Genomic DNA, 17,702 nt, shown 5'->3' with positions numbered 1-17,702 from the left:
GTACACAGTCACTTCCTTATTTATCGCTTACAGAACATTATTGGTGGTATGTGCATCTACATCAGATGTTATCGTGGCGCTTAGTTAGTATGTCCTTCCAATTCCGAATCCTGCAGGATGCAGCTTCCGAAGCTCTCCGTCTCACGGTGGGCGGCGGGCTCGCTATTCAGATCGCAGACAAATTTCAACCGGTGATTCTTCACTTCACCCAGGCTGTCGTAATTATGTTTGGTAAAATCCCAGCCTTTGTGCAGTTTGCCTTGGTGGTGTATGCGCAGCAGTTGAAAAACCACCGGTTCATGGGGCAGAAGTGACCATAAAAGGGATTTGGCTGTGATCTCTGGAAAGTGATAACGCCCCAAGGCATCTGTCAGCATGCGCTCCGTTTTCAACTCATCTTTCCAGTGGCAAATTCGTTCCACTTCCACTCCTTCGACAGGCTGCCCATCGAGCAGAACAATGCCCTCGACTTCGGAGAATAGGTACAACGTTTTACCGAAAGCCATGGCCTGTCCTTGCAGTAAGAGTCCTAGCAATACCAGCATCCAGCCGGTTGCGTTCTGGCGTGGACTCATGTTGGCCGTTGGCCTGATTGAGTGCGATCAACTCGCTCGATCCATGAATAGGTCATGGAGTATAGCGAGGGGTGCTGCGGGAATTGTTTGAGCATGTTCGCACTCTCCTTGTGCCGTCGATTTTCCTGCTGATCAGTGATTGAGCAATTGCTTCTGCCGGTGTGCTGGTGCATCCGTTGGAAACAGCGCACTGGCCGGCCGGTAACGGGCCAGCAGGCAGGCCGCAGCCAACCGTTGGCGTTGCATGCCGCTGTGCAGTACTGCCAGGCATTGCTGCTCGCTGAACGGCTGCCCTAACAGATGACCCACGCCCGTTTGCAGGCTGTGCTGTCTGCCTTGCCACCAGTGCTCGACCTTGTGCGGATCGGGCCAGGGCAGGTCGGTATCCGGATCCATATCCACATGGGGGTCATCCGGGTCGTCATTCGGGCCGCTGTCGTAGTCGGGATAGACGCTCAACTCAAGGTCGAGTTCCGCGAGGTCGGCTCCGCTGATCAGCGTGAAGGCTTCAGCGGCGACGCGAGCGAAGGGCAGCTCGTGCATCTGCCGGATCAGCCAGGGGATGGTCTGCGGATCACCGAACATCCCAAGAGCCTGAATGACCATGCGCCGATGTTCCGGGCTCTGCATCAGACCGCGTAGCCAGGCGATGCTGACTTCGCGTGGCTGCCAGGCAAGCAGCACTTCCAGTGCCGGCTGGCGAAAGGCACCGGGTTGTTCGGCAAACAGACGCAGGGTACCGAGGGCTTCCTGGTCGCCCATCTGTGTGCTGGCCCAGTTGATCCAGAAGCGCACGCTGTCATCACCGTGCAGGCGGTGGGTGCGCAATGCCTGCAGCAGGTCACGGCGACGCAACTGGCCGGCGGTGCGGGCTGCGCAGGCCAGCACGCTCGGGTCAGCGTGGCCCAGGGCAGACAGCAACGCCGGGCCAGGGTCGTGGCGGTGCAGGCCACAAGCCGCCAAGGCGATGCGGCGCTGCCGGGCGTTTGCCGCATTGAGGTGACGTTCGACCAGGGCGGCTATCTGCTGCCAGTCGAGCCAGCCCAGGGCGGCGACAAGGGATGGTTCGCCATCGGGATTTTCTTCAAGGTGCCGGTAAAGGTCGTTCAGTGCGGCGTCGTTGCTCAGCCGCAGAGCCAGTGCCACCGCGGCGAACACTTCGCCTTGGGAATACGGGCTCAATTGTTCAAGCACCAGATGCAGAGCCTTCAGCCCGGCGATCTGTAGCCCATCCAGATGCGCTTCGATACGCCTGTCTAGGTCGTCTAGGTGCTCCAGGTCGTAATGCGGTGCTCCAACGGCATAGCTGCGCAGGCCTGCGAGAAAACTGGCTTCTTCACTATGTTGTTCGAGGATGACTGAAACCGTCTCACCTAGGGACATGTGCATCATGGCGTTACGTCAGTCCAATTCTGGCCGTCTTCTGTCCAGGTCACATGCTTGGGCCCACATGACCAAAGCACGCCATCATCGGCGTGGAGGTGTCGACAGCTGGGCTTGGGCGAAAGCTGCATATCCACTTCAATCAATCTGTCCTTGCTGTCGAGCTTGAAGAGTCCGCTATCGCACGCTAGGTACAGTTCGTCTTTGAACCACTCCATCCCCCATAGATCATCAGAGGTCATGTCCTGTTCGATGATCTCCCAGTGGGTGCCGTCACTGCGTAGCAAAGTCCCCATCTGGCCACTGGCATAGATAAGATCTTCACGTACGACCCTGACCCGATGCAGCACGAGGTTGGTTGGACTGTCCTGCTGTTGCCATTGGTTGTGGCTGCGCAGCCAGATTTCGCCGTTGAAACCCACTGCATAGATAGCATCCTCGCTCAGGCCATCGATCGAGTTGAATCCACACAGTTGGATCTCGCCTCGAGGTAGCACTACCCCGTGATCCTGGCGTGTCCAGTTATCGACACCCTCTCGGCGATAGACCTGACGGCCCATGCCAGTAACGTAGGGAACACCCGCGATCATCTGCAAGTCACGAATAGGGCCGCGGCGCGAAGGGCCATCCAGAGATGCATCGATTTCTTCTTCGCTGGCCCCTGTTGCAGTACTGATGGAGGCAAATCCATCGGGCCCAATGGCAATCACTGCCATTTCGGGGCGATCAACGAAACACACACGCGTGGCATGCCATTCGAGATTGAAATAAAACCACATGCCTTGAGTTCTATCCCACTTGAGTAGTACTGAGGCAGTTGAGCCCTGATCCTTTAGCGTGTCTATCTGTGCAATGGCACGACCGATACTGCGGTTTTGCATGAAGCCGGATAGAAATGAAAGTTCATTCGACATGAGATGTTGTTCCTGAAATCTAGAACGCTGAGGCGCCGCTTGCTGTTGCTTTCTGACTCATGATCGCCTGTGTGACGGTCGCTTGTTGGGCATTGTCTAGCGTTCCGGAAGAGCGTTTGGCCGAGCCCGGATCGCTGCGCAGCGGCGTGTTGTCATTCATGCCGCAACCCTTGTGGTAATCGTCCAGTTGATTACTGACGCACTGGGCATTGCAGTGTGGAAAGGCTGTTTTATGAGCGAGAGTCCCAGCTTCCCGTGCATTCTTGTAAGTCCATTTGGCTTCTGCCGGGTGTCGCTGAAGACTTCCGGCTTTTACCTTCGCACCTGCTCCCGGCCAGCTCTTGAGCACCGGACCGTCGTTATGTGCGGCTTCCATCTGTCCCTGTACAGCATGCAGAATGCCGTGAGTGCCGTCTGCGCGTGACTGCGAGGCGCAGACACAGGGCGCATCATGCTGGTTGTATTTCTCGAAGCCGGGCAGAGATGTGCCACGTTTCCCTGTCACCGAGAAGCAATGCACCTCGATCAGGTGATGGCCCGTGGTCTCGGGATGGCAGCAGAAACCCTTGTCGTCTTTCTTGGGCTTGAGTACACAGGCCTTGGCCTTCTTGCAGGCGTCGTCGCAGTCAAGCCCGTCGGCGACGAGGTTGCCCTTAGCTGTCTTGCGTTTGGGGCGAGGCTTAGCGTCTGCACACTTGTCCTTGGCGGCTTGTTCCTCGTCCTTGCAAACTTGCCCCTGGCTGGTGTCTACCGCCATCTGATCCAGATAGATCCACGGCGGCGTATTCCCCGGCATCGACCCATGGTTATGGGTCGTCAGATCCATATGCCGCACCACGTTCTTGCCTTCGAACTTGACGTCCATCGACCAGGACGTGAAGTACACCTTGCCCTTGATTTTGCCGGTAAGGATGCCTTTCTTCGGTGCGCAGCCGGGCTCGTCGCCGTAGCTGGTCTTGTAGTAGCTCTTGTTCTTGAGCATCACTTCCTTGCGGGTGATGCGGATGGTGCGGGTGCCTTTGGTGGTGTCGCTGGACAGGCCGGTATTCGGGTACGGAATCGGAATGCCCATGGGCATCGGCGGCGTCTGTGGCGGTGTAAAACAGACATCGGGAAAGGCCGCGATGGATTTGCCGCTGGCCGATTTGCAGGAAATTTCCCGGTTGTTGGCGTAGACCTCGTTGGCCATCAGGCAGCTCCTACCCGTTGATAGCTGAGCAGGGCGACGGCGCGTTCGCCGGCGTCGTTGCCCAGTTGATAGAAGACGTTCGGCCCTTCGCCATAGCCTTTGCGCGAGGCGGTCAGGGCTACGGCGAGCATCGCCGGGCCGATGGCCGCGCCGCATTCGCCGATGCAGTCGGCGGGGTGCCAGATGTCGAAGTCGTTCTTGAGCACGCGCAGGGTGCGACTCAGTGCCAGGGCCGCTTCCTTGAAGTAGTACTGTTCACCGGAGATATCGGCCAGGCGGTAATCCATGTGCTCCATGGCGCACTTGGCATCCTTCAATGCGGCCTGGGTGGCCTGGGTCAGGCCGTCGGCACGCAACGGAATGTCGTCGGCTTCCACCGTGGCCTTTTCCAGGCCGAAGCCGAGGCCGATACAGATCAACTGCTCTTCGTTCTGTCGCGCCGGGGCGCCCACTACCACGGCCGCCGCGCCTTCTCCGGGAATGAAGCCATTGGAGTGGCGGCTGGTGAGTAATCGTTGGCGCTGCTCGAAGGCAGACAGGGTGGTGGCGTTGAGAAACGAGTCGACCCCGGCGATCAGTACATGTCGGTGGCCGCCTTCGTGGATCAGCCGGCGCGCATTGAGCAGTGCTACTGCAGCGCTTACCCGGCCACGGGGGATCAGGGTGGACGCCGCGTGGAACTGCACACCCAGCTCCCGCTCGATGTCGTGCAGCAGGCTGTTATCCAGGCCATCGCTGCGGCCAGGGCGATCCAGTTCGGCGATCCCGAGTAGCAGTGGTGTATCGGCACAATCCAGGCCAGGCACCGTCTCCAGGCTTTCCGCGATGGCCCGGGCGGCCATCTTCACCAGCTTGCTGCGGCCCCGCCAGGGCTCCTCCAGCGGTACGCTGGCCGCGATCTGCCATTCGCCGCCCTGGTCGATGAAACGGGTTTCCTGAAAATTGTCGATAGCACAGCGGATCGCCGCGCAACTGGCCGGAGCGCTCAGGCCAACGGCGCTGACCATGCCGCAGGAAAGGATGCTGAGGGCGCTCATCACGCATCATCCTGTGTCGAGCGGCTGCGACTCAGCGCGGCCAGCGAGGGGTAATAATCCTTGCCCAGTTCGCGAGCGCGCCACCATGCCCGGGATTTCTCACCGACCAGCACCTGGGCTATCTCGAACATGTTGCGCTTCAGCGGCCTGCGGGTACGCCAGGTGATTTCCACATGTCCGGCGTCAGTGTCGACCAGCAGGGTATCGATGACGGCTTCGACGGTTTCGTGGCCGCCCTTGCTGAGAAAGTAGGTCACCGGCATGCGTACGCTGGGCACACGGAAGCCTGCACGTTCGGTAGGCGTGAGGCCGAGCAGCAACACGTCTTCGCCGCCTTTGAGGTGATCCGTTTGCTGATCGGCCGGTGCTGCCTGGAAATAGCGTTCGTCGAAGTCCTTCGGCAGAAAAGGGAATTGCTCATCCTGCCAGGCCTGGTCGTAAGTGCCGGCGAAGGCGACGCGACTTTGCCAGTGTTTGCCCAAGGCACCGAGCGCCATGGGTTCGAAATCGCCATGGGGTGTGTCGATGGGTTGGCCGAGCTTCTCGGTACTGGGCAGCGGCATGCCGACGATGGTGCCGCTGCCCAGGCTGCGCGGGTACCAGCCCCGGCCGGCGGGATTGCGTGGGTTGCATAGCAACTGTTCTGGATGACCGGGAGCCGAGTGGCTGCCGCCGAAGGCGCTGGCGTAGGAAATATCCTGGCGCACGAAAGGTTGTGGCGAACCGGCGCCGGTGCCGAGTGCACCCGGCTGCCATTGGCGTGGCCCGTACACGCTGAACGCCTTGCTCACCCGGCCGACGCGGATGCCGACGGTGAGCTGGCTGACGGGGCGGCCGCCCGGAGCATGGGCACTACCGTTCACCAGCACGTCGCAGTGGGGTTTGAACGGCGCGAAGTCGAACTCACGCAGTGGCGCCGACAAGCCGGGGTCGCCTGCGAAGGTGTCACTCATCAAGAGCGGCTGCTGGGCTTCCCGCAAGCGGGCCACGCTGCCATCCAGGGGTAGATCGAAGGTGCCCTTGACGATGACCACCAGATATTCGCGCCCGTCAGCGTCCAGGCCCTGGTTGTAGGCGGCAACCATCCGTGTGGCATTGAGTAGTTCCATGGGACGGACTTCTTCAGTTGATCTGCACCGAACCGCCCTTGACGCGGTTCACGCCGCTGGAGCGGCTGGATAGATAAGTGCCCTTGATCAGCACCTTGCCCTCGCGGGTCAGGGTGATGCTGGCCCTGCCGCAGCGCAGCACGATCTCGCGTTCGGCGCTGAGCTCCAGACGCTCGCCATCCATGTGCGCCACGGCTGCCGGCACAGGTGCCGGCGTTTGCGGCAGGCGCTGGATACGCCCTATCACCAGCGGCTGGCTCGGGTCGCCCGCCACGAACATCAGTGCTACCTGAGCACCGATATCCTCACGGCTGAGCGCCGTGGTGGTGGTCGCGGCGATGCCGGTATCCGATGGGCAGCCGGGGAAGGCCACCACCGGGCTGGCCGCCTGCGGCACGTCGAGCAGGACGCCGATGACCACGCCGTCGAGGCGAGTAGCGGCGGGGGACGCGGAGGTGTGATGCTGGACTGTCATGCTTATCGCTCCATGGCCGTGGGCCTTGCTCAGTTCTGCAGGATTTTCTGGCCTTTCATGACGATGTTCTTGCTCGCCTTGGCGTTGATCGCGCCGGAACCGTCGATGCTGATGTTCTTGCCGCGGATGACGATGGTGCCGTCTTTCTTCATGGTGATGCTGGCGGCACCGGTCTGCAGGGTGATCGAGTCACCGGCCTTGAGTACGAAGTTCTTGCCGACGTGGAGGGTGTCATCCTTGCCGATGCGCGTGTTGCGCTCACCGCGTACGTAGTGCGATTCGCTGCCGCCCACGGCCATGGTCTGGTTGGCACCGATGAAGACGCTTTCATTGGCGGTTACCAGTTCGGTGCGGTCGGCACCGATGGTGATGCGTTCGTCCTTGCCGACGCTTTCCGTGCGGTTGGCACCGATGCTGATGGTTTCGTTGCTGCCGACGCTTTCCGTGCGGTTGGCGCCGATGGTGATGGTTTCGTTGCTACCGACGGTTTCCGTACGGTTGGCACCAATGTTGATGGCCTCGTTGCTGCCGACCTTTTCCGTGCGGTTCACGCCAATGGTGACGGATTCGTTGTTGCCGACCTGCTCGGTGCGATCCACGCCGATGGTAATGGTCTCGTTGTTGTCCACCGTTTCGGTGCGGTCGTGTTTGACGTGCACAGTCTCATCGTTGTCGATGGTCTTGCTGCGGTCGTGACCGACCCAATGGGTCTCGTCGTTCTCGACCTCGATATCCTGGTTCTTCTCGGCATGGATGAACAGCTGCTCTTCGCCCTTCTTGTCTTCCATGCGGATTTCATTGAAGTTGGCCGGCGTGCCGCCCTTGCTCGAACGGCTCTTGGTGCCGCTCTGGGTGGCGTTGGCGGGCAGGTCGTAGGGCACGGTCTGCTCGGCGTTGTAGACGCGGCCGGTGATGATCGGCCGGTCGGGGTCGCCCTCGAGGAAGCTGACGATGACTTCCTGGCCGATGCGCGGGATCTGGATCGAACCCCAGTTCTTGCCGGCCCAGTTCTGCGACACGCGAATCCAGCACGAGCTGTTTTCGTTGGATTGGTCGTGGCGATCCCAATAGAAATGCACCTTCACCCGGCCGTACTGATCCGTCCAGATTTCCTCACCCTTGGGGCCGACCACCATGGCGGTCTGCGGTCCCTGCACGATCGGTTGCACGGTCAGTGGCAGCGGGCGGAATACCTGGCCGGCGTCGATGCAGGTGAGGTTGCTGTCGAACTGGAAGACTTCATCGCCGCGGCCGCTTTCATACAGATCCTGGGTGATGGTGTAGTCGGCGTCGACGATCAGGTATTCGCGGTTCTGGTCGTCGCGCGGGTAGTCGGTCAGGCTGAACAGATGGCCGCTGCCCAGTCCGCGTGCATTGCCCTTCAGGCGAATTTGCTCGTACTGGGCCTGAATCGCCTCGATACGATTGCGCGCGTACTGCTCGCCGTCCTTGCTCTGCACGTATTCGCCTGGGTAATCGTAGAGCGGGTAGTCGGCGTTGCTATGCTCGCGGGCGATACTGGAACGTACTTCCAGGCGCGCGCTGGGGCGCTGGAAGTCATAGTCATTGAGCGCCAGGGAGCCGGGCTGTACCTCGTGCGCCAGGTGCCAGTCATGGATATGGTCACGCTCGCGCATCTGATCCTCGAGCGGATAGAACGGCACGCTGGCGTAGCCCGGCGCGGTGCTGTGCGCACCGTAGGCATCGCAGAGCACCAGCACGTGACGCTCCTGCTCGTGGCGGAAGTAGTAGTAGATACCTTCCTGTTCCATCAGCCGGCTGACGAAGTCGAAGCTGGTCTCGCGGTACTGCACGCAGTAGTCCCATTCCCGATAGGAGCGGGTGAGGGCGTCTTCGAAATCGGAGAAGCCGAGATCGCGGAACACCTGCTTGATGATTTCGGGAACGGTCTTGCTTTGGAAAATACGGCAGTCGGAGGTGCGCGACAGCAGCCACAGCCAGGGCTTGAGGCTGACCTGGTAACTGGCGAACTGGCCGCGATGAGCGGTCTGGCTGCAGCGGGCGACGATGCCGTGGAAGTAGCGATCACTGCCATCGGCCAGTTGCACGGCAAGGCCCATTGGCTTGCCGAGCAGATTGCTGAGCTTCAGCGATGAATTTTCGGACGCCAGGCTCAGTTCGTATTGGAAAAGGCGACCGAGGGACTCGGTTCCGCTCAGGTGCTCCATCACCAGTGCGTTTTCGCCGAGCGGGCTGCTGACCTTGGCCATGCGCGACTGTTGTGTGATTGCCATTTCCATATCCCTGCGATGCCGTCCTGTACCGAAGATAACCGGGAATGCAGTCACCTGCTGAGACGCCGTTCGGAATGTGCGTTCGAGCGGGCCCGGCCTCTTTGGTTTTGTTTTCCGCTCTGGCTGGTGTGGGCACGTCAGTATCAGTGCCTGATCGAGTCGGCGAAGCACCAAAGGTGTCGCAAGCGGTGCGATATTGTCCAGTGATGGCGAGGGGCCATTCTTCGCCGCCTGGCTTGCGAGGCGCGGCGCCTGGCTCTAAGGTGCGGCTTCCGCACACTGCCTCTTGCCGATGCCCATGGATCGTTTTGCTCCCTTTGCGCAGCTGGCCGGCCAATTGCTGGCTCTCTGTTCGCCCTCGGTCGACGACGGCGCCCATGACCTGTCGCACCTGATGCGGGTCTGGGCTAACACCCGTTTATTGCAGCAGGAAGAGGGCGGTGACCTGGAGCTGTTGTTGGCGGCAGTGCTGTTGCATGACTGTGTGGCGGTGGAGAAGGATTCGCCGCTGCGCGCCAGTGCTTCGCGCCTTTCTGCCGCGCGCGCCGCTGAAGTGCTCGCCAGGCTGGGGTGGCGTGCCGAGCGCATTGCCGCCGCATGCCATGCCATCGAAGCGCACAGCTTTTCCGCGGCGATCACGCCGACCAGCCTCGAGGCACGCATCCTGCAGGATGCCGATCGCCTGGATGCCATTGGTTTGATCGGTGTGGCGCGCTGTTTCCATGTGTCCGGGCGACTGGGCAGCGCCTTGTACGACGCCGATGACATCGATGCGCTGCAGCGTCCGCTGGATGATCAGCGCTTCGCCCTGGATCATTTCCGCACCAAGCTGCTGGGCCTGGCCTCTGGCTTTCAGACCGCCTGCGGCGCGCGGCTGGCCCTGCAGCGGCACGCTCGGATGGTCGCTTTCCTCGATGCGTTTCGCGAGGAAACCCAGCCTTTTGTGAATCTGTAGAGGACTGCGCATGCACTACGACGTCATCGTGATCGGCATGGGGGCCATGGGCGCCGCCACCCTTTATCAACTGGCCAAGCGCGGCGTGCGCGTGGCCGGCGTGGATCGCTACGCGCCGCCCCACGACCAGGGCTCCAGCCATGGCGATACGCGCATTACCCGCCAGGCGGTGGGCGAGGGCGCGGCTTATGTGCCGCTGGCGCTGAACGCCCAGCGCATCTGGCGCGAGTTGGAGGCGCAGAGTGGTGAATCGTTGTTCGAGGCCTGCGGCATGCTGATGCTCAGCAGCAGCCAGGCGCCGACCCGTGGCCATGGCACGCCGGACTTCGGCGGTGAGACCGCGGCGTTGGCCAAGCGCTTCGGCATCGAGCACAGCCTGCTGGATGCCGCGCAGATTCGCGCGCGTTTTCCACAGTTCGGCGGTTTCGGTGAACAGGCTGTCGGCTATCACGAACCGGGGGCCGGGTATGTACGGCCTGAGCTGGCCATCGAGGTGCAACTGAGGTTGGCCGAGAGCCTGGGTGCGACCCTGCACAAGAACACGCTGGTCACCGCCATCGAGTCGGTCGGTCAGGGTGTTCGTGTGCAGACGAGCAACGGCACGCTGACAGCGGACAAGGTGATCGTCTGTGCCGGCATGTGGGCCGGTCGCCTGCTCGGCGCGCCGTTCGAAGGCCTGCTCAAGGTATGCCGCCAGCAGCTGTTCTGGTTCGAGCTGGATGAGCCCGAGCGCTTCGCGCCTGATTCACCGGTGTACATCCTGCTGCACGGCGCGGCAGACACCGACAGCTGCTACGGCTTCCCGCCGCTGCCCGGCGAGAATGCCATCAAGATCGCCACCGAGCAGTACCTCGACGGCTGTGATCCTGACGCGGTCGATCGCAGCGTCAGCCAGGCCGATATCGATGCCATGTACGACGCCCACGTGGCTGGCCGCCTGCTGGGTGTTTCGAAGCGAGTGCTCAAATCCAGGGTCTGTACCTACACCATCACCCCGGACTTCAACTTCATCATCGACGCGCATCCGCAGATGGCCAACGTGACCCTGGTGTCGGCCTGCTCGGGACATGGTTTCAAGCATTCCGCCGGGATCGGCGAGGCGTTGGCCATGCAGCACTGCCAGGAGGCGGGCGCGGTGAACCTATCGGCCTTCTCCCTGGCACGGCTGGCTAGCCTCCACAGGCGGGAGCAGACGTAGGGTGGACAACGCTCTTTTTGTCCACCATTGCGATTTCGGAGCGGTGGACGGGTCGGGTCGCGTAGGTGAAGCGTCAGCTACGCGCCCCGATCCACCCTACGACCGTCCGCACGCCCCGGCTCGATGCAGAAGAGGCGCTTTGTCGATAAGACCCGCCCCGTCATATGCCGGTGGGCGTTGGCCTGCTTCCTTCAATCGTGCAGCCAGCGATACATCACATGGCAATCCACCAGGCCCAGGGTGCGATGGCGGTAGGCCTGGGGCAGGGTGCCGACGATGCTGAAACCGTGCTTCTGCCATAGCGCCACGGCGACCGTATTGCTGGCCACCACGGAATTGAACTGCATCGCCTGAAAGCCCAGTTCGCGACCGATCTGTAGGGAATGTGCGCACAGGGCGCTGGCCACGCCCTTGCCACGGGCAACTGCGGCGGTCATGTAGCCGCAGTTGCAGACGTGGTCGCCGGGCCCGGCGGCGTTGGCCTTGATGTAGTAGCTGCCGAGAATCTGTCCGTCTTCCTCGGCCACGAAGGTGGCGCGGGGCAGTTCGACCCAGAGTTTCCAGGCGGTGTCGCGATCCATGGCCGGATCGTAGGCATAGGTTTCCTGGCCCTGGACGACGTCACGGATGATCGGCCAGACCTGCTCGAAGTCGGCTTCGGTAATAGGACGGATATTCACGTGCTCTCCTGGGAAATACAGCGACTCACGCCTTGAACATGCGCGGGTCGTAGGTGAAGTCGTAGATGTCGACGATGCTGATCTGGCTGACGGCCGGATGCTGCGGGTTGATCACCAGGTTGCGTTCCAGCGGCAGTACCGCAGACGGCACGATCAGGCCCAGGTGGCTTGCAGAGCGTAGCCAGCCAGTGCCGAACTCCATGCTCGGGCGGTCTACCGGCAAGGCGTTCCAGCCTCTGGGGAGCTCGCCCGTGTCGGGTTCCCAGTAGAGTTCGGGATCATCCGGCAATTCGAAGCAGGTGATCTTCATCGGCATCGCCGGTGGCCCTTCGGCATGCACGAAGGTTTCCAGGCAGCATATCGCCGGGGAGAGTCCCATATATACCGCAGGCACATCCTGCTCGTTCCAGCGCCCGCCTTCGAGCGCCGCACCGATGCCGGAAAGATCCCTGGCTCGCTTGGCCTTGGCCACACGCCAGGCCCGCATCAGGCCGCGCCACCCCAGTCGAGGGCATTGAGTACACGGCGAACCTGCCTGGCGCCGATTTCCGTTTCGCAGAGCATGACCGGCACCTGACCGCCCAGTGCCCCGTTGGGCCGGGACATCCAGTTGGCGGCCTCCTGCCGGCTCTCGAAAACCTCTTCGGCCAGTTGGCAAACCGTGGCGATCCGATCCAGGCGCTCGGAGGCAACCGGATCGAGGTTCTTGTGTTCGCGCCGCCGCCGCTCCAGCGTCGAAGTGGAGGCGTTGAGCAATCTCTCCAGGCTGCCTTCGGGGAGCACAAAGGCGGCTTTCACGGCCTGGGCCAGATCAGCCGTGAACCCCGTTCTGATCTGCTGCAACCGTTCGGCTTCATTGAGGTTGTCTCGGCCTGCGCTGAAATCCCAGAAGGCAGCAGCGATCGGATGATCGTCATCCTTCTTGCGTCTGTTCTGGCTCACTACGGTGATGCCCATGGCGACCTCCGTCATTTGGTATTTATTTTACGTCAAATGAAGGTTACACCTTCGAGGCGATAGATGCACCGCTTGCCAGAGAGTCTTTGATCAGCGGTCGAAACCCTCCGCCAGGTGCTGATCCTTGAGCTTCACGTAGTTGCCGGCGGTGTAGCTGAAGAAATTGCGCTCCTTGTCGGTCAGTGGTCGCGCCTGCTTCACCGGGCTGCCGACGTACAGGTAACCGCTCTCCAGCACTTTGCCCGGCGGCACCAGGCTGCCGGCGCCGATGATCACCTCGTCCTCGACCACGGCGCCATCCATCACCGTGCTGCCCATGCCGACCAGGATGCGGCTGCCCAGGGTGCAGCCGTGCAGCATGACCTTGTGGCCGATGGTCACCTCGTCGCCGATGATCAGCGGGAAACCGTCCGGGTTGAACGGGCCGGCGTGGGTGATGTGCAGCACGCTGCCGTCCTGCACGCTGGTGCGCTTGCCGATGCGGATGCGGTGCATGTCGCCGCGGATCACGGTCAGCGGCCACACCGAGCTGTCTTCACCGATTTCGACATCGCCGATGACCACCGCCGAGGCGTCGACGAATACTCGATCTGCAAGGTTTGGCTTGGTGCCCTGATAACTACGAATCGTCACGATAGAACCTCTTAAGCTGCGTCAGGCCTTGATTGTAATTAAGATGGACGCCATATCGGGCCAATAAGCCCTCTTATTCATTCCACCACAGGTACCCGACGTGAGTGCGAACAATCCCCTGCTGCAATCCTTCGACCTGCCGCCGTATTCGACCATCCTTCCTGAACATGTAGAGCCGGCGGTGGATGCCATCCTCGCCGAAAGCCGCGACGCGGTGGCCGAGCTGCTGGCCAGCCAGGGCGATGCGCCGCGCTGGGAATCGCTGATCGACCCGCTCGACGAGCAGGGTTCGAAACTGGGCCGCGCCTGGAGCCCGGTCAGCCACCTGAATGCCGTGTGCAACAGCGCCGAGCTGCGCGCTGCCTACGAGGCCTGTCTGCCGAAGCTGTCTGAATACTGGACTGAAATGGGTCAGAATCGTGCCCTGTTCCAGGCCTACGAAGCGCTGGCCGCCAGCCCGGAAGCGGCCGGTTTCGACGTGGCGCAGAAGACCATTCTCGAGCATGCCCTGCGTGATTTCCGTCTGTCCGGCATCGACCTGCCGGCCGAGCAGCAGAAGCGCTACGGCGAGATCCAGATGAAGCTCTCCGAGCTCGGTAGCCGCTTTTCCAACCAGTTGCTGGACGCCACCCAGGCCTGGACGAAGCACGTCGAGGACGAAAGCCTGCTGGCCGGCATCACCGATTCGGCCAAGGCGCAAATGAAACAGGCGGCCGAGGCCAAGGGGCTGGAAGGCTGGCTGATCACCCTGGAATTTCCCAGCTACTACGCGGTAATGACCTACGCCGACAACCGCGCCCTGCGCGAAGAGCTGTACGCCGCCTACTGCACCCGCGCCTCGGATCAGGGCCCGAACGCCGGGCAGAACGACAACGGCCCGGTGATGGCCGAGATTCTCGATCTGCGTCAGGAGCTGGCGCGCCTGCTCGGTTTTGCCAACTATTCCGAACTCAGCCTGGCCAGCAAGATGGCCGAGTCCACCGAGCAGGTGCTGAGCTTCCTGCGTGACCTGGCGGTGCGCAGCAAGCCCTTCGCCGAGCAGGATCTGGCCGAGCTCAAGGCCTATGCCGCCGAGCGTGGCTGCAACGACCTGCAGAGCTGGGACGTGGGCTACTACAGCGAAAAACTGCGTGAGCAGCGCTACAGCATTTCCCAGGAAATTCTCCGCGCCTACTTCCCCATCGACAAGGTGCTCGGCGGCCTGTTCGCCATCGTCGAGAAGCTCTACGGCATCCAGATCAAGGAGCTCTCCGGCTTCGACAGCTGGCACCCGGACGTGCGCCTGTTCGAGATCGAGGAGAACGGCCAGCACGTCGGGCGCTTCTTCTTCGACCTCTACGCCCGCGCCAACAAGCGCGGCGGTGCCTGGATGGATGGTGCCCGCGACAAGCGCCGCGCCGCCGGTGGCGAACTGGTCAGCCCGGTGGCCAACCTGGTGTGCAATTTCACCCCTGCTTCGACCGGCAAGCCGGCGCTGCTGACCCACGATGAAGTCACCACCCTGTTCCACGAATTCGGCCACGGCCTGCATCACCTGCTGACCCGGGTCGAGCACGTTGGTGTTTCCGGGATCAACGGCGTGGCCTGGGATGCCGTGGAGTTGCCCAGCCAGTTCATGGAAAACTGGTGCTGGGAGCCCGAGGGCCTGGCGCTGATCTCCGGCCACTATGAGACCGGCGAGCCGCTGCCCCAGGATCTGCTCGACAAGATGCTGGCCGCGAAGAACTTTCAGTCCGGGCTGATGATGGTGCGCCAGCTGGAGTTCTCGCTGTTCGACTTCGAACTGCACGCCAGCCACGGTGACGGTCGCAGCGTGCTGGAGGTGCTCGAAGGCATTCGCGACGAGGTCTCGGTGATGCGTCCGCCGGCCTACAACCGTTTCCCCAACAGCTTCGCGCACATCTTCGCCGGCGGTTACGCCGCGGGTTACTACAGCTACAAGTGGGCCGAAGTGCTGTCCGCCGATGCCTTCTCGAAGTTCGAGGAAGAGGGCGTGCTCAACCCGCAGACCGGTCGCGCCTTCCGCGAGGCGATCCTGGCCCGTGGCGGCTCCCAGGCGCCGATGGTGCTGTTCGTCGACTTCCGCGGCCGCGAGCCGAGCATCGATGCCCTGCTGCGCCACCTGGGCCTGAGTACGGAGGCGGCATGAGCGAGGTCACGCCGAAACGCTTTATCGCCGGGGCCGTGTGCCCGGCGTGCAGCGAAATGGACAGCATCAAGATGTGGAACGTCGATGGCGTGCCGCATCGCGAGTGCGTGCAGTGCGGTTATGCCGACACCCTGGACGAGCGCGGCAACTCGGTGGCCAGGGAGCTGCCGACCCGCGTCAACGTCAGTGCCCTGAAGCCCAAGGCTGCCGATCCCAAGGTCAAGGCCGTGCAGTTCTTCCCCAATCCGAAGTTGAAGAAAAGCGACGACTGACCAGGGTCTGTTGACGTTTCAACAACGCGGCTTGTAGCGTCACACATCAAATGTCGTATCCGAGCGATCAGGCTGAGCCCGTAGGATGGGTGAAACCCATCAATTGCCGATGGGTTTCACCCATCCTACGGGCTAATCCAACCTACCGGGTGCCGTGCCCCGAATGTAGCCTGGATTAGCCGCAGGCGTAATCCGGGGCCGATCCTTCGTTTAATGCGGATCATCGACAGGCCGCTTGCGCCTTATGGCTACCATCCCACATTACGATACCCCGTTCGCCGCCTCGGGCACATCGACCACCCTGGCCGACATAGGATCGTTGTCGCGACACTAGTGCCCCGCAATGCAAAACGCCGCTCCAACTGGAGCGGCGTTTTTGTTCGCAGGTGGCGCGATCAGGTACGCAGAATTTCGTTGATCGCGCTCGGTTTCGGACGCATTGCGCTGTACACCTGCCAGAGGATGAACATCAGGGCGATGCCCAGGAAGGTGCCGGAGATGGGGTTGGTGAAGAAGTCCATGAAGTTGCCGTCCGACAGCATCAGGCCACGACGCAGATTGGTCTCCGCCATCGGCCCGAGGATGAAGCCGATGATGAACGGTGCCGCTGGCAGGCCGGCCTTGACGAAGGCGAAACCGAGCAGGCCGAACAGCAGAATCGACCAGACGTCGAACAGGCGGCTGGAAAGACCGAAGGCACCCACTACGCACAGCACCAGTATGATCGGCAGCAGGATGTGCTTGGGCACGTCGAGCAGCTTGACGAACAGGCGCAGGCCGTAGAACTCCATGAACAGCATCATGAAGGTGGCGACGATCAGCGCGGCGAATATGGTGTACACCAGCGGCCCCTGGCTGATGAACAGCAGGGGGCCGGGCTGGATGCCGTGGATCAGGAAGCCGCCGAGCATGATCGCGGTGACGGTGTCACCGGGAATGCCCAGCGTCATCAGCGGCATCATCGCGCCACCGATACCGGCATTGTTGGCGGTTTCACTGGCGACCACGCCACCGATGTTGCCCTTGCCGTAGGTATGCCCGTCCTTGGCGCGTTTCTTGGCGATGATATAGGCCACCAGGTTCGAGGTGCCCGCGCCGATACCTGGCAGGATACCGATACCCAGGCCGATCAGGCCGGAGCGGCCAGCGTTCGGCAATTGTTCGCGGAACTCCTTGAGCGAGAACCCAAAGCCCTTGATGTTCTTCATGCTGACCGACTTGGCCTTGCCTTGCACCGCATGGCGACCCGTTTCGGCAAGCTTGATGATCTCGGCTACGGCGAACATGCCGATCATCACCGTGAGCATGGAGAAGCCACCATTCAGCTCGCTGAAACCGAAGGTGAAGCGACGGATGGCTTCCACCGGGGCGATGCCTACGGTGGCGGCTGCAAAACCCAAGGCACCAGCGAACAGCCCCTTGACCATCGAGCCAGCTGACAGCGTAGCGATCAGGGTCAGTGAGAATATGGCAATGGCGAAGTATTCGTGAGGGCCGAAGCTCAGGGCCACCTTGGCCAGTTGCGGAGCGATGAACATCAGTGCGGCAATACTGAACAGCGTGCCCAGGAAGGAGAACACGATACCGATGCCCAGCGCTTTCGCACCGTGGCCCTGTTCCATCAATGGGCCACCATCGAAAACCGTGGCGATGGACGATGGGGTTCCTGGAATCTTCAGCAGAATCGCTGAAATCAGTCCTCCCGATGTGGCGCCGATGAACAGCGCCACCAGCAGCGACAGGCCGGCTTGCGGGCCCATGGTGAAGGTCAGGGGAAGGCACAGCGCCACAGCCATGGTGGCGGACAGTCCAGGCACCGCGCCGAACACGATACCGACCGCCACGCCGATGGCCATCAGCAGCATGATGTTCAGTGAAAAGACCGCACCAAAGCCTTGCTGGAGTAATTCGAGCATGGTCG

Annotated in this window: 17 protein-coding genes; 4 read left to right on the top strand and 13 right to left on the bottom strand. The window is 61.7% G+C overall.

The genetic code is table 11. From position 1 onward, the window contains the following. Nucleotides 1-80 precede the first annotated feature (80 nt). The 8 genes from DNK06_RS06815 to DNK06_RS06780 all read right to left on the bottom strand — a co-directional run bounded on the left by DNK06_RS06815 (nucleotide 81) and on the right by DNK06_RS06780 (nucleotide 8,937). Nucleotides 81-506 carry a DUF6795 domain-containing protein gene (locus DNK06_RS06815; protein WP_242674695.1) on the bottom strand — a complete coding sequence of 142 codons (426 nt, stop codon included), beginning with the start codon at nucleotides 504-506 and terminating at the stop codon, nucleotides 81-83. Between the two features lie 201 nt (nucleotides 507-707). Beyond that, the gene (locus DNK06_RS06810) at nucleotides 708-1,958 is read right to left on the bottom strand and encodes a TIGR02270 family protein (protein ID WP_131179284.1); all 1,251 of its coding nucleotides are present in this window, start codon (nucleotides 1,956-1,958) and stop codon (nucleotides 708-710) included. Nucleotides 1,959-1,963: 5 nt separating this feature from the next. Continuing rightward, nucleotides 1,964-2,872, bottom strand: coding sequence for a beta propeller repeat protein (locus DNK06_RS06805; RefSeq protein ID WP_131179283.1), 909 nt, complete (start codon nucleotides 2,870-2,872; stop codon nucleotides 1,964-1,966). 19 nt (nucleotides 2,873-2,891) lie between these two features. After that, nucleotides 2,892-4,061 carry a PAAR-like domain-containing protein gene (locus tag DNK06_RS06800; protein WP_131179282.1) on the bottom strand — a complete coding sequence of 390 codons (1,170 nt, stop codon included), beginning with the start codon at nucleotides 4,059-4,061 and terminating at the stop codon, nucleotides 2,892-2,894. Beyond that, nucleotides 4,061-5,098: a hypothetical protein gene (locus tag DNK06_RS06795; protein WP_131179281.1), complete on the bottom strand. Its 1,038-nt coding sequence runs from the start codon at nucleotides 5,096-5,098 to the stop codon at nucleotides 4,061-4,063. The genes DNK06_RS06800 and DNK06_RS06795 overlap by 1 nt, the downstream gene beginning before the upstream one ends. Next, nucleotides 5,098-6,207, bottom strand: a complete 1,110-nt coding sequence (locus DNK06_RS06790) for a DUF2169 family type VI secretion system accessory protein (RefSeq protein ID WP_131179280.1) — start codon at nucleotides 6,205-6,207, stop codon at nucleotides 5,098-5,100. Before DNK06_RS06790 ends, DNK06_RS06795 begins: the two co-directional genes overlap by 1 nt. Nucleotides 6,208-6,220: 13 nt before the next feature. Next, nucleotides 6,221-6,682 carry a DUF6484 domain-containing protein gene (locus tag DNK06_RS06785; RefSeq protein WP_131179279.1) on the bottom strand — a complete coding sequence of 154 codons (462 nt, stop codon included), beginning with the start codon at nucleotides 6,680-6,682 and terminating at the stop codon, nucleotides 6,221-6,223. Between the two features lie 29 nt (nucleotides 6,683-6,711). Next, nucleotides 6,712-8,937, bottom strand: a complete 2,226-nt coding sequence (locus tag DNK06_RS06780) for a type VI secretion system Vgr family protein (RefSeq protein WP_131179278.1) — start codon at nucleotides 8,935-8,937, stop codon at nucleotides 6,712-6,714. 292 nt (nucleotides 8,938-9,229) lie between these two features. On the opposite strand from DNK06_RS06780, the gene DNK06_RS06775 reads away from it, so the two are divergent. Beyond that, nucleotides 9,230-9,892, top strand: a complete 663-nt coding sequence (locus DNK06_RS06775; RefSeq protein WP_131179277.1) for an HD domain-containing protein — start codon at nucleotides 9,230-9,232, stop codon at nucleotides 9,890-9,892. A 10-nt stretch (nucleotides 9,893-9,902) separates the two neighbouring features. Then, on the top strand, nucleotides 9,903-11,090 hold the full coding sequence (gene solA / locus DNK06_RS06770; protein WP_131179276.1) for an N-methyl-L-tryptophan oxidase: 1,188 nt from the start codon (nucleotides 9,903-9,905) through the stop codon (nucleotides 11,088-11,090). Between the two features lie 191 nt (nucleotides 11,091-11,281). Here the strand turns inward: solA and DNK06_RS06765 are convergent, their stop codons facing one another. The 4 genes from DNK06_RS06765 to DNK06_RS06750 all read right to left on the bottom strand — a co-directional run bounded on the left by DNK06_RS06765 (nucleotide 11,282) and on the right by DNK06_RS06750 (nucleotide 13,360). After that, nucleotides 11,282-11,770 carry a GNAT family N-acetyltransferase gene (locus tag DNK06_RS06765; protein WP_131179275.1) on the bottom strand — a complete coding sequence of 163 codons (489 nt, stop codon included), beginning with the start codon at nucleotides 11,768-11,770 and terminating at the stop codon, nucleotides 11,282-11,284. 25 nt (nucleotides 11,771-11,795) lie between these two features. Beyond that, the gene (locus DNK06_RS06760) at nucleotides 11,796-12,257 is read right to left on the bottom strand and encodes an RES family NAD+ phosphorylase (protein ID WP_131179274.1); all 462 of its coding nucleotides are present in this window, start codon (nucleotides 12,255-12,257) and stop codon (nucleotides 11,796-11,798) included. Further along, nucleotides 12,257-12,727, bottom strand: coding sequence for a type II RES/Xre toxin-antitoxin system antitoxin (parS, locus tag DNK06_RS06755; RefSeq protein WP_131179273.1), 471 nt, complete (start codon nucleotides 12,725-12,727; stop codon nucleotides 12,257-12,259). The genes DNK06_RS06760 and parS overlap by 1 nt, the downstream gene beginning before the upstream one ends. A 90-nt stretch (nucleotides 12,728-12,817) precedes the next feature. Continuing rightward, nucleotides 12,818-13,360: a gamma carbonic anhydrase family protein gene (locus DNK06_RS06750; protein ID WP_131179272.1), complete on the bottom strand. Its 543-nt coding sequence runs from the start codon at nucleotides 13,358-13,360 to the stop codon at nucleotides 12,818-12,820. A gap of 100 nt (nucleotides 13,361-13,460) precedes the next feature. Between DNK06_RS06750 and prlC the strand changes: the two genes are divergently transcribed. Next, entirely contained in the window at nucleotides 13,461-15,509 is a 2,049-nt protein-coding gene (gene prlC, locus DNK06_RS06745) for an oligopeptidase A (protein ID WP_131179271.1), read from the top strand. After that, nucleotides 15,506-15,781 carry a YheV family putative zinc ribbon protein gene (locus tag DNK06_RS06740; protein WP_131179270.1) on the top strand — a complete coding sequence of 92 codons (276 nt, stop codon included), beginning with the start codon at nucleotides 15,506-15,508 and terminating at the stop codon, nucleotides 15,779-15,781. Before prlC ends, DNK06_RS06740 begins: the two co-directional genes overlap by 4 nt. 395 nt (nucleotides 15,782-16,176) lie before the next feature. Here the strand turns inward: DNK06_RS06740 and DNK06_RS06735 are convergent, their stop codons facing one another. Further along, nucleotides 16,177-17,697 carry a tripartite tricarboxylate transporter permease gene (locus DNK06_RS06735; RefSeq protein WP_131179269.1) on the bottom strand — a complete coding sequence of 507 codons (1,521 nt, stop codon included), beginning with the start codon at nucleotides 17,695-17,697 and terminating at the stop codon, nucleotides 16,177-16,179. Nucleotides 17,698-17,702: the final 5 nt, after the last annotated feature.

Source organism: Phytopseudomonas daroniae, from assembly GCF_004327285.1.
Lineage (GTDB): Bacteria > Pseudomonadota > Gammaproteobacteria > Pseudomonadales > Pseudomonadaceae > Aquipseudomonas > Aquipseudomonas daroniae.
This window is presented reverse-complemented; position numbering and strand designations above follow the sequence as displayed.